The 10,969-nt window shown below is 69.5% G+C and carries 12 protein-coding genes; 7 read left to right on the top strand and 5 right to left on the bottom strand.

Annotated features, from left to right (window positions below):
• Together E1161_RS18040 and E1161_RS18035 are read left to right on the top strand one after the other, a co-directional pair.
• Window positions 1-251 (top strand): YncE family protein (locus tag E1161_RS18040; RefSeq protein ID WP_408011996.1); only part of this gene is annotated, 251 nt, incomplete at its 5' end.
• Complete coding sequence (locus tag E1161_RS18035; protein ID WP_165939849.1) at window positions 248-472, top strand: DUF5703 family protein; 225 nt, start codon at window positions 248-250, stop codon at window positions 470-472. The genes E1161_RS18040 and E1161_RS18035, both read left to right, overlap by 4 nt.
• Before the next feature lie 80 nt (window positions 473-552).
• Here E1161_RS18035 and E1161_RS18030 read toward each other — a convergent pair whose 3' ends face one another.
• Complete coding sequence (locus tag E1161_RS18030; protein WP_132624765.1) at window positions 553-750, bottom strand: lipoate--protein ligase family protein; 198 nt, start codon at window positions 748-750, stop codon at window positions 553-555.
• Between the two features lie 264 nt (window positions 751-1,014).
• Here E1161_RS18030 and E1161_RS18025 point away from each other — a divergent pair, with 264 nt between their 5' ends.
• Window positions 1,015-2,562: an N-acyl-D-amino-acid deacylase family protein gene (locus E1161_RS18025; RefSeq protein ID WP_132624763.1), complete on the top strand. Its 1,548-nt coding sequence runs from the start codon at window positions 1,015-1,017 to the stop codon at window positions 2,560-2,562.
• Between the two features lie 213 nt (window positions 2,563-2,775).
• Window positions 2,776-2,913: a hypothetical protein gene (locus E1161_RS27280; protein ID WP_165939848.1), complete on the top strand. Its 138-nt coding sequence runs from the start codon at window positions 2,776-2,778 to the stop codon at window positions 2,911-2,913.
• Between the two features lie 386 nt (window positions 2,914-3,299).
• Here E1161_RS27280 and E1161_RS18020 read toward each other — a convergent pair whose 3' ends face one another.
• Window positions 3,300-4,043, bottom strand: coding sequence for a TetR family transcriptional regulator (locus E1161_RS18020; protein WP_132624761.1), 744 nt, complete (start codon window positions 4,041-4,043; stop codon window positions 3,300-3,302).
• A gap of 139 nt (window positions 4,044-4,182) precedes the next feature.
• Between E1161_RS18020 and E1161_RS18015 the strand changes: the two genes are divergently transcribed.
• The gene (locus E1161_RS18015) at window positions 4,183-5,337 is read left to right on the top strand and encodes an acyl-CoA dehydrogenase (protein ID WP_132624759.1); all 1,155 of its coding nucleotides are present in this window, start codon (window positions 4,183-4,185) and stop codon (window positions 5,335-5,337) included.
• Between the two features lie 129 nt (window positions 5,338-5,466).
• The gene (locus E1161_RS18010) at window positions 5,467-5,931 is read left to right on the top strand and encodes a DoxX family protein (protein ID WP_132624757.1); all 465 of its coding nucleotides are present in this window, start codon (window positions 5,467-5,469) and stop codon (window positions 5,929-5,931) included.
• On the opposite strand, the gene E1161_RS18005 is transcribed toward E1161_RS18010, so the two are convergent.
• On the bottom strand, window positions 5,925-6,401 hold the full coding sequence (locus E1161_RS18005) for a YkvA family protein (RefSeq protein ID WP_132624755.1): 477 nt from the start codon (window positions 6,399-6,401) through the stop codon (window positions 5,925-5,927). The two genes, E1161_RS18010 and E1161_RS18005, sit on opposite strands and share 7 nt — an antisense overlap.
• A gap of 115 nt (window positions 6,402-6,516) precedes the next feature.
• Here E1161_RS18005 and murJ point away from each other — a divergent pair, with 115 nt between their 5' ends.
• The gene (gene murJ / locus E1161_RS18000) at window positions 6,517-8,142 is read left to right on the top strand and encodes a murein biosynthesis integral membrane protein MurJ (protein WP_132624753.1); all 1,626 of its coding nucleotides are present in this window, start codon (window positions 6,517-6,519) and stop codon (window positions 8,140-8,142) included.
• Between the two features lies 1 nt (window position 8,143).
• Here murJ and E1161_RS17995 read toward each other — a convergent pair whose 3' ends face one another.
• Window positions 8,144-8,869 (bottom strand): type 1 glutamine amidotransferase, encoded by a 726-nt coding sequence (locus E1161_RS17995; protein WP_132624751.1) that lies wholly within the window; start codon window positions 8,867-8,869, stop codon window positions 8,144-8,146.
• Window positions 8,866-10,260: a DUF1727 domain-containing protein gene (locus tag E1161_RS17990; RefSeq protein ID WP_132624749.1), complete on the bottom strand. Its 1,395-nt coding sequence runs from the start codon at window positions 10,258-10,260 to the stop codon at window positions 8,866-8,868. The genes E1161_RS17995 and E1161_RS17990 overlap by 4 nt, the downstream gene beginning before the upstream one ends.
• Window positions 10,261-10,969: the final 709 nt, after the last annotated feature.

The raw sequence follows: 10,969 nt of genomic DNA, 5'->3' as shown, positions 1-10,969 counted from the left end.
TCCTCAAACAGCGCTACCCCGTCCCCGGCGCCCCCTACGCCCTCGCCTACGACCCCACCACCGACACCGCCTGGGTCACCCTCACCGCCACCAACGAACTCGTCGGCTACGACATCGCAGGCGGCGAACCCCAAGAACGCCACCGCATCCCCACCATCAGCCAACCCGACACCATCGCCATCGACCCCGACACCCGAACCCTCTACATCGCCTCCGCCAACGGCGCCGGATACCAGGTGGTGAGAATGTGAGCGCACAAACCGAGAACATCGAGACCGACACCGACTGGGAATACCGGCCGCTGCGCCTCCCACCCGGCACCACCCGCATCAGCGCAGCGACCCAACTCAGCATTCACGCCGAATACTCCGGCTGGGAACTCTCCCGCGTACTCCTCTACGCCGACGGCACCCGCAAGATCTGGCTCCGCCGCAAACGCAACACCCCCGGCGTCCCCAACGTCATCACCTGATCACGACACCCGCCACAACCAGGAATCCGCCGCGAACGCCGACTCGACCGACGCCCCAGCGCGAGCTCCCTCCACCGCGCTCACCGGCCCCTCCACGAGCCCGAACCGCGACCGGAACCCCTGATCAGCCGCTCGATGAGGACCTCACGCGCCAAGCTCGTCTGCCGCGCCAGCGGATCCACCCGCTCGGCAGCGCTCGCGACGTGCTCGTCCGACAACTCCTCCCGGCCCACGCGCAGCACCTCACCGAGCTTCGCACCATCGATCGAGTACGACATCGTCGCGTGGTGAACACCGCACACGAAGCCATCCGCTTCTGCGCCGCACCACCGATCTTCCCGCCACCAGCGACGGCGGCGCGTACGGCGAACACGTCACCGTGTTCCCCGGCTCCACGAACATCGCCCCTCCACCGGAACCAACATGCCGCCCGGAACCTTCAACTCACCGTGCACACCGCGCCCCCCTCCCACAACATCGACAACACCACGCACAGCCGCCGGCATCTCCCGACGAGACCCAGCACCCAGGAAGACGCGCCCATGACCGAGCTGCTCACCGGAGCACTCATCGCCGACGGCACCGGCACACCCCTGCGCCCCGCCGACGTCCTCATCGACGACCACCACATCACCGCCGTCGAACCACCCGGCACGCTGCCCGAACACCACCCCCGACGCGACCTCACCGGACTCGTCCTCGCACCCGGCTTCATCGACGTCCACTCGCACGCCGACAACGCACCCCTGCTCACCGAACACGACACCACCAAGATCCTGCAGGGCGTCACCACCGAAGTCGTCGGCAACTGCGGATTCAGCCTCGCACCCCGCATCACCACCCACGCCGAGGTCCACAACGCGTTCCTGCAACGCCTCTTCCCACCCCTGAACACCACCTGGACCAGCTTCGCCGAGCTCTTCCACGCCACCGACGCCGCAGGCCACATCACCAACCACTGCCCGCTCATCGGCCACGGCACCCTGCGCGTCGCCGCCACCGGCATGACCGACGCGGCCCCCGACGCCGACGTCCTGAACCACATGCGCGCGATGCTCGAAGAAGGCATGACCGCAGGCGCTTTCGGACTCTCCAGCAGCCTGATCTACCCACCGGCCCTGTTCGCCACCACCGACGAGCTCACCGCGCTGGCCGCGGTCCTCGGCGGCAACGGCCTCTACGCCACCCACATGCGCGACGAAGGCCACCACCTCCTCGACGCCATCGACGAAGCCCTGCGCATCGGCCACGTCGCTGGCCGCACCCACCTGTCGCACCTCAAGGCCACCGCCCCGCGCGAGTGGGACGGGATGCCCGACGCCCTCGACCGCATCCACCAGGCCCGCGAGACCGGACACGACGTCCACCAGGACGTCTACCCCTACACCGCCTCCTCCACCACCCTCACCTCGGTGCTGCCCACCGACTACCTCGGCGGCGACTCCGGGCACACCCTCGCCAAGCTCACCGCCTCCACCGCGCACTCCGAACTCACCGCCGCGATCGGCTACACCACCCACTGGAACCGCATCCTCATCGCCACCACGACCAGCCACCGCCACGAGGGACGCACCCTCGCCGACATCGCCGACGCCCGGAGCACCGACCCGATCAGCGCCCTCATCGACCTGCTGGTGACCGAAGAGCTCCGAGTGGCGATGATCCACTTCTCGATGCACGAGGACGACCTCGAACTCGCCCTCCGCGACACCCGCACGATGATCGGTTCCGACGGGCTGCCACCCGGCAGCGGCGGCAGACCGCACCCGCGCATGACCGGCACGTTCCCCCGAGTCCTGGGCCGCTACGTCCGCGAACGCGGCGTGCTGGAGCTGCCCGAGGCCATCCGCCGCATGACCTCCCTTCCCGCCGGGGCGTTCCGGATCCCCGACCGCGGTCTGATCGCCCCGGGAAAGGTCGCCGACCTCGTGGCCTTCGACGCCGACACCGTCGTGGACGTCGGCGACTACCAGGACCCGATGCGGGCACCGGCGGGAATCCCGTGGGTGTGCCTGGCAGGCAGGACCGTCGTCGAAGGCGGCGACTTCCTCGGCACGCGAGTCGGCACGCGCCTGACCCCCGGTGCCTGATCGGGGCGTGATCTGCGTCTTCGCGCGGGCATGGGTGGGGCGTTCACGTGAGCACTTATTTCAGCCACCACTGACGTTATAGAACTCAATGTTGAGGAAGAAAGCCAGCTCATCCGAGGGATTCCCCAGTGCGTGTGGCGCGCCCCACATGCGATCTGCCCACTGGAGAAGGACGATCGGCCGGTGAAATCCATTTCCGAGAGGAGCCCCGCCATGACGCTCTCAGATCATCGAGTTGCCCCGCAGGACTCCTTCGACCCGGACGTGGGCCTGGACCTCCCTGTCCAGACCTGCCGGGAACCAGCCGAGACCGAAGACGACGAGAACCACGTCATCCGCGGCTACGACTGACCCGCTGATCCGGCGCGCCGCCGACGGTCGCAGCAACACCTCCCAGGACCAGGCGGCGCGCCCTCCCCTCTTCCGCGCTTGTGACGTGGTGTTCTCCGGTGAATTGATTTCACTCGACGCTGAACCCGCAAAGGCGAGTAACGATTCGAGTCCTGACATGAGTCGCCGACTCGCCCGCATGCGCGACGGTGCGTTCCTCAGGCGGCGCCCTGGCCGCCGTGGACGCCATCGAGGCGTACGTGGGATGAGGCTGTGCCCTTCGATGCCGGGTGGTGGCGTTGTTCAGGCGGACCCGCACCCACGTCTGTCTTTTCGTTCTGCGCTGAAGCCACGAATGTGATCAACACGTGATGGGTGATGATCATTTCGGCACTCAGTGCCGTGGTTCAGCGTTCGATTCCGCGCAGGGCTTCCTGCACCTGCTTGAGGACCACCTCGGCCGACTCCGACGTGCGCACCGCCGCCACCACGACCGACTCCCGGCCCCCATCGGGCCCTCCCCTGGGCCACTGGCCCGAGAGGGCTTCGCCGAGCTGGTCGGTGGCGCGCCGCAACGCCGCCCTGGCGTCGAGCTCTCCCCCGCTGCGCAGCCACTGTCGCAGCACGTGGTTGTGAGCGGCGACCACCGCCGCGGCGGCGACGGCCGCGTGCAGCTCGCCGTCGGGCTGATCGGCGAAGCGGGCGCGCAGGTAGCGGGCGAAAACTCGTTGGTAGCGGTCGATGCTGGCGATCTCCTTGTCCCGCAGAGAGGAAACCCGCCTGGTCAGCTCCGAGCGCTTGCGCGAGACCTCGGGCTCTTCCAGGTACATCCCCAGCACGAACTCCGCCGCTTCGCCCAGCACCAGCAGCGGGTCGGCGTTCTCGGAGGCCGCCTCCAGGAGCTCCACGACCTCGGCCAGCCGCTCGTCGTGCCCGGGGAACACGACGTCCTCCTTGGACCGGAAGTACCGGAAGAAGGTCCGCCTGCCGACCCCGGCGGCCTCGGCGATCTGGTCGACAGTGGTCGCCTCGAACCCCTGCTCTGCGAACTTCTCGAGCGCCGCGACCGCGATCGCGCTGCGCACCTTCCGGCGGCCGTGCGGAGTTCGTCCGGAACGGGACTTGGGCGCCGCAGCGACTGCCTCGGACATGGCCGGAATATAGCACCGGCGAATTGCTAGTGGCACTCAGTGCCGTTACGATGACGTCGATATCGGTCCGCCGCGTGACGCAGGCGGCATTGCGACGAAATCCCGCCGCGGCGATGCGACGGGACCAGGGAGGGACCCGGTGGACCCGAACTTCGACACCTACCAGCTCGCCGAGGAGCACGATGCGCTGCGCGACGCGGTGCGCGCCCTCGCCGAGAAGGAGATCGCCCCTTACGCTGCGGAGGTCGACGAGCAGGAGCGCTACCCCAAGGAAGCGCGCGAAGCCCTGGTCAAGGCGGGTTTCGCCGCGACCCACATCCCCGAGGAGTACGGCGGCGAGGGCGCCGACTCGGTGGCCACCTGCATCGTCATCGAAGAGGTCGCACGCGTGTGCGGCTCCTCCTCGCTGATCCCCGCGGTGACCAAGCTCGGCACCATGCCGATCATCCTGGCGGCCTCCGAAGACCTCAAGAAGGAGGTCCTGCCCTCGATCGCCAGCGGTGAGAACACCGCGTCCTACGCGTTGTCGGAGCGCGAGGCCGGCTCGGACGCCGCGGCGATGAAGACCCGCGCCCGCCTCGACGGCGACAACTGGGTGCTCAACGGCAGCAAGTGCTGGATCACCAACGGCGGTGTGTCCAAGTGGTACACGGTCATGGCTGTGACCGATCCCTCGAAGGGCGCCAACGGCATCAGCGCCTTCGCCGTCCACGCCGACGACCCGGGCTTCACGGTCGGGCCGAAGGAGAAGAAGCTCGGCATCAAGGGCTCCCCGACCGTCGAGCTGTACTTCGAGGACGCCACCATCCCGGCCGACCGGATCATCGGCGAGCCGGGCACCGGGTTCAAGACCGCGCTGAAGACCCTGGACCACACGCGTCCCACGATCGGCGCGCAAGCCGTCGGCATCGCGCAGGGCGCGCTGGACCAAGCGCTGGCCTACGTCAAGGAGCGCAAGCAGTTCGGCAAGTCCATCTCCGAGTTCCAGGGCGTGCAGTTCATGCTCGCCGACATGGCGATGAAGGTCGAATCGGCCCGCCAGATGGTCTACGTGGCCGCGGCCCGCGCCGAGCGCGGCGAACCCAACCTCGGGTTCATCTCCGCCGCCGCCAAGTGCTTCGCCTCCGATGTGGCCATGGAGGTCACCACCGACGCGGTCCAGCTCTTCGGCGGCGCGGGCTACACCCGCGACTTCCCGGTCGAGCGCATGATGCGCGACGCCAAGATCACCCAGATCTACGAGGGCACCAACCAGGTCCAGCGCATGGTCATGGCCCGCAACCTGCTCAAGTGAGGCCCTGAGGCACTTCGGCCCCGGTGGAACCGACCGCCGGGGCCGAACCGTCCCACCGGGGCCGAGATGTCGGTTGTCTCGATCACCGTGACACTGGTTCGACGCAAGGTGTTCAACACGGGAGTCGCCATGACCGCGCTTCGGAGTCTGCTCACGCTGATCGGCCGCGTCGGGGTCGGGATCATCCTCATCGCGCACGGGTGGCAGAAGCTCGTGACCTGGGGCATTCCGACCACGGCTGAGAACTTCGGCAAGGTGGGGATCCCCTTCCCCCAGACCGCCGCCTGGTACTCGGCCGTAGTGGAACTCGCCGGCGGTATCCTGCTGATCCTCGGCATCGCGTTGCCGCTGGTCGGACTGGCAGTGGCCATCGACATGGCCGGCGCGATCATCTTCGTGCACCTGCCGCACGGGCTGTTCGCGCCGAACGGGTTCGAGCTGCCCCTCGCCCTCGGTGCCGCCACCCTCGCGATGAGCTTCAACCCGGGCAACTGGTCGATCGACCACGGGCTGTTCGGCCGCCGCAAGGACCGCCGCCGGGCGGAGGGCGAACAGCCCGACGCGCAGCACCGCCAGCCCGGCGACTCCTACTGAGGCTCGCCGGGCTGGACCTCGCGCGGCTGCTCCCTGGCGGCGATGTAGTTACCCGACTCCGCGTAGAGGCTGCTCAGCAACCAGCTCGCGACGCCGATGTCATCGCCGATGCCCAGCAGCGGCAAGAACTCCGGGATGAAGTCGATCGGCGAAACCAGGTAGACCAGGGCGATCAGCCACAGCAGCAGCTGGTAGCGCGGGAGTTCGGGATTGCGGCCGCGCGCGGTAGTGCCCACCATCGCGGGCACCGCGCGGACCCGGTCGAGCGGCGAGCCCGCCGCCCCCGCCCGGTGCGCGCGCACGGCGGCCCGCACCGGTGACCGGCGCAGCCGTGCGACCAGGCCCGCGAGGCTGATGCCCAGTCCTGCGGCCATCAGGCCGACCGGCAGCAGCCAGCCTCCCGCGTCACCGCCGAACACGACGGCCACCACCGCTCCGGCGATCAACAGCACGACCCCGAACACGATCACGCGCAGCTCCCCTTCCGCAGGCGTTGGAATCAGCCTGCCACGGACCGGCTCCAACCGGCGAGACCGGGTGTTTCGTGGCACCTTCAGCATCGAACGCGCCGACGGGAGGGGATACGTGGTCGATCAGGCCGACACCGGTGTCCGACGCCCCTCACTGGCCCGCGCGAGCGCGGCGATGGCGGTGGCCACCGCGACCAGCAGGGTCAGCGGTCTGCTCGCCAAGGTGCTGCTGGTGGTGGTGCTCGGGCTGGGCATGATCAACGACTCCTACACCGTGGCCAACACCCTCCCGACCGTGGTCAACGAGCTGCTGCTGGGCGGGGTCCTGACCAGCATCGCCGTGCCGCTGCTGGTGCGGGCGCAGCAGGAGGGACCGAAGCAGGGCGAGTCCTACGCGCAGTGGATGATCACCATGGGCGGCGTGTTGCTCGCCGTCGCCACCGCCGTGGCGGTCGCCAGCGCGGGACTGCTCACCGCGCTCTACCTGGGCGCCGACACCCGCGCCAACGCGGAGCTGACCACGGCGTTCGCCTACCTGCTGCTGCCGGGCATCGTCTGCTACGGGATGTCGGCCCTGCTGCAGGCGATCCTCAACGTGCGCGGTGTTTTCGGCACTCCCGCCTGGGCTCCGGTGGTCAACAACCTCGTCGTCATCGCCACCGTGATCGTCTACGCGCTGGTGCCCGGGGAGATCTCCACCGACCCGGTGCGCATCGGCGAACCGAAGCTGTTGGTGCTGGGCCTGGGGACGCTGGCGGGGATCACCGCCCAGCTGCTGGTGATGGTGGTTTCGCTGCAGCGCAGCGGGTTCCGGTACCGGTGGCGGTGGGGTTGGGACCGGCGCCTGTCGGAGTTCGGCGGGCTGGCCGGATGGGTGGTGCTCTACACGCTGATCAGCCAGGCCGGGATGGTCGTGATCACCCGGGTCACCGCACAGGGCACACCGGGCAGCGTGGCGACGTTCAACTACGCCTGGCTGCTCTCGCAGGTCCCCTACGGCGTGCTGGGGGTGTCGCTGCTGACGGCGTTGATGCCGCGCATCAGCGAGGCCGCCGCCGCGGGCAGGACGCGGGCGTTCGTCGACGACGTCGCGTGGGGAACGCGGATGACCGCGGTGCTGCTGATGCCGGTCAGCGCGCTGCTGGTGGTGGCAGGTGGCCCGCTGGCGGTGGCGTTCTTCTCGCTGGGCGCCAGCGACGTGGCCGCCGCCGGGCGGCTCGGCTGGGCGCTGGCGGCTGCGGCCGCCGGTGTCGTGCCGTTCGGGATCACCATGCTCCAGCTGCGGGCGTTCTACGCGATGCACGACGCGCGCACCCCGACCTGGATCAACGTGATCATGGTCGTGGTGCGCAGCGCGCTGTGCTACCTCGTGCTGGCCACCGTCGATCCGCAGGACCTGGTGCTCGGGGTGACGGCGGCGATGTCGGCGAGCTTCCTGCTGGGAGCGGTCGTCGGGCAGGTCTGGCTGCGCGCCCGCCTCGGATCGCTGCGCACGGGGGCGACGCTGCTGGGGTGCGTGCGCGCGCTGGTGGCCGGGGTGGTCGGGGCGCTGTGCTCGCTGGCGGTGCTGGCCGCAACGCGGTCGCTGACCGGACCCCTGAGCCCGATGGCCGACGCCTGGCTGGCGCTGGTGCTGCACGGGATCGTCGTGCTCGCGGTGAGCCTCGGGGTGCTGGCGCTGCTGCGGGCACCCGAGCTGAAGCCGGCCTTGCAGAAGCTGCGCCGGCTCGCTCGGCGGTGACCTACTTGCGGTTGCGCACGTGGATGCGGGTGCGTTCGGTGCGCAGCGCCTTGATCTCGGGCGGGTCCGGCAGGGGTGCCAGCGGCTCGCCGATGGCCCACTCCAGCAGCAGGTCCGCCAGCTTCGGGTTCCGCGCGAGGACCGGCCCGTGCATGTAGGTGCAGATGACGTGACCGGTGACCGCGCCCTCGGCCTCGTCGTGGCCGTTGCCGGTGCCGCGCACCACCCTGCCCAGCGCGTGTGAGCCGGGACCCAGCGTGGTGCGGCCGAGGTGGTTCTCGAAGCCGGTGAGCATCCCGACCCCACCCAGGCTGGACTGGGTGGTGACTTCGCCGATGGCTCGGCCCCTCCCGGGTTCGGTCGAGGCGTCGACCAGGCCCAGACCTTCGTGGCGCTGCCCGTCGCCGGTGACGAACCCGGTGCCCAGCACCTGCAGCCCGCCGCAGATGCCCAGCACCGGAACCCCGTGCTGCACCGCACGGGTCAGACCCCCGCCCCTGCGCAGGAAGCGGACGGCGGCGACCTGCGCGACGTCTTCTCCCCCGCCGATGAGGTACAGGTCGCAGTCCTCGGGCACGGCGTCGTCGGAGGAGAGCACGGTGACCAGCTCGCTGCCGATCCCGCGCCAGCGAAGGCGTTGTGCCAGCACGATCGCGTTTCCGCGGTCCCCGTAGGTCCCGAGCAGGTCGGGCAGGACGAGGGCGATGCGGACTCGTTCCCCGGTCATGTGCGGCTCCTGGTGAGCACGTCGCGGAAGGCGGTGTAGTTGGCGATCACGTCGGGAAGGCCGCCTTGGGTGCCGCCGAGGGCGACCTCGACCGTGGAGGCGACGTTGGCCTGCACCCCGGCGTAGCGCAGGCGGACCGCGAGGTCCAGGGCCCGGTCACCTGCCACCTGGACGCGCCTGCCGCGCAGCATTTCGAAGTCGACGTCCCACAACCAGGAGACGTCGTAGCCGTCGGCTTCACGGCTGTTGACCACCAGGACCAGCGGTTCGTCGCTGCCGGAGACCAGGTCGAGCATCTCCAGCCAGCTGGCGGGGTTCTTGGCCAGCAGCAGCCGCACCCGGCGTCCGCCGAGGCGGATGGTGTCGTAGCGCCCCGCGGCCTGGGAGATGCGGCGTATCCGGGCGAGCGCGGGGGCTTCCTCGCCGCCGAGGTGCAGTGCCGCGGCCAGGGCGAAAGTGGCGTTGACGCGGTTGACGTGCCCGGGAAGGGCCAGGGCGAGCTCGTGGTGGGTGCCAGCGCCGTCGATGACTCCGGTGTCGGTGACCTTCCAATCGGCCGGAGGGCGGGCCAGGCCGCACTGGCAGCGCCAGTCGCGGTCGACGTCGCCGATGAAGGCTCCGCACCGGGGGCAGTTCAACGCGTCATCGCGCCACCGCACACCACCCGAGACCCAGGTGACGTTGGGGTGGTCGGCTGCGGCGAAGACGATGTTGGGGTCGTCGCGGTTGGCGATGACCTGCGCGCCGGGTGCCTGGGCGAGGGCGCGTTTCAGGCTCGCGGCCACGGTGCGCACCTCGCCGACCCGGTCGAGCTGGTCGCGGCTGAGGTTGAGCAGCAGGATGGCGGCGGGTTCGAAGCGGCCGGTGACCTGGGCCAGGTGGAGCTCGTCGACCTCCAGCGCGGCGAACGGGGCGTCGAGCCGGGTCAGCAGGGCGGCGACGTGGCCGTCGAGCATGTTCGCGCCGGTGGCGTTGCTGACGGCAGGCGCTTGCGCGCGCATGGCCTCGGCCACCATCTGGGTGGTCGTGGTCTTGCCGTTGGTGCCGGTGACCATGACGACACGCCGACCGGTTGCCAACTGCTGCAGGAGCTTGGGCTGTAGCGTCAGTGCGAGACGCCCGCCGATCATGCCGCCGGAGCCGAGACCGAGGCGTTGCGACAGCGACGCGGCCATTCGTCCGACGTTCATGGCCGTGGTGGTGCGCAGGTCCATGCGGCCCGCTTCTGCGGGCTGCTGCTCCGGCGCGGGAACGACCTTCCAGTGCTGGTCGGCGCTCTGGCCCTGGTCAGGTAGCCGGTGCCGTCCGGTGCTCTGCTGCTCGGGCGCCTGGCGCTGGGCCGGCGTCTGGTCGAGTGATGGTTCGTCGGTGTCCCGCGTGGTGTCGGTCATGCGTCCCCTCCCCCCTCAGGCGGCCGTCGCACGCGGCACGCCAGGTCGGCTCAGGGCTGCGCGACACCGCTAATCGGCCGCACTGGATCGCGCCGCCCTTCGCTTCTTGGCCAGTGTGGCCCGGCTGCGGCGAAACAGCGCGACGATCAATAGCAGGACACCCGTGGTGATGGCCGCTGGTCCGACCCAGCTGTCGAGTCCGGACTCGGCCGCGGCGTCCGCTTGAAGTGCGAGGAGCATCGGGGTCCCCTTTCCGAAGTTAGGGGGTAAGGGCACGCGGGGTGAGTGCGGTCACGTCCATGTTCCGGCCGCATACCGGGGCTGAGCGCGGTTGACATGCCGGTATTTCCCGCGATCGGGGATCTTTCACCCGCCTTGGTTCCGAAAGGGCACGCTAGGTGATCAGCACGCGGATGCGACAGATCAGGACCGGGTTCAGATCTCCGGTTTTCTCCTTGCGGCTGCTGGCGTTTGAGGCCGAACGGCGGATCATTCACGTCCCGCGGCTCACCCGTTGGGGTCTATTGCGGCCATACGCTCTGCGATCACCGAATGTGCAATTACTCTCGGATTTGATCCCGACGGCGTCCGTCACGATCCGAAGGGAGCCGAACATGACCGAACTCGTCCTGCTGCTGGGCCTTCTCGCCTTCGCCGGAATCGGCTGGACCGCATGGGACATCCGCAACGACCTGCGCCGCCGCAAGTT

It is taken from the genome of Saccharopolyspora aridisoli (genome assembly GCF_004348445.1).
Taxonomy (GTDB): domain Bacteria; phylum Actinomycetota; class Actinomycetes; order Mycobacteriales; family Pseudonocardiaceae; genus Saccharopolyspora; species Saccharopolyspora aridisoli.
This window is presented reverse-complemented; position numbering and strand designations above follow the sequence as displayed.

What these genes read in the sequence shown, in the direction of transcription:
- E1161_RS18020 (WP_132624761.1), bottom strand. Translation starts at nt 4,043, where the DNA reads ATGTCCGAGGCAGTCGCTGCGGCGCCCAAGTCCCGTTCCGGACGAACT.
- E1161_RS17990 (WP_132624749.1), bottom strand. Translation starts at nt 10,260, where the DNA reads ATGACCGACACCACGCGGGACACCGACGAACCATCACTCGACCAGACG.
- E1161_RS17995 (WP_132624751.1), bottom strand. Translation starts at nt 8,869, where the DNA reads ATGACCGGGGAACGAGTCCGCATCGCCCTCGTCCTGCCCGACCTGCTC.
- E1161_RS18025 (WP_132624763.1), top strand. Translation starts at nt 1,015, where the DNA reads ATGACCGAGCTGCTCACCGGAGCACTCATCGCCGACGGCACCGGCACA.
- E1161_RS18010 (WP_132624757.1), top strand. Translation starts at nt 5,467, where the DNA reads ATGACCGCGCTTCGGAGTCTGCTCACGCTGATCGGCCGCGTCGGGGTC.
- E1161_RS18030 (WP_132624765.1), bottom strand. Translation starts at nt 750, where the DNA reads ATGTCGTACTCGATCGATGGTGCGAAGCTCGGTGAGGTGCTGCGCGTG.
- E1161_RS27280 (WP_165939848.1), top strand. Translation starts at nt 2,776, where the DNA reads ATGACGCTCTCAGATCATCGAGTTGCCCCGCAGGACTCCTTCGACCCG.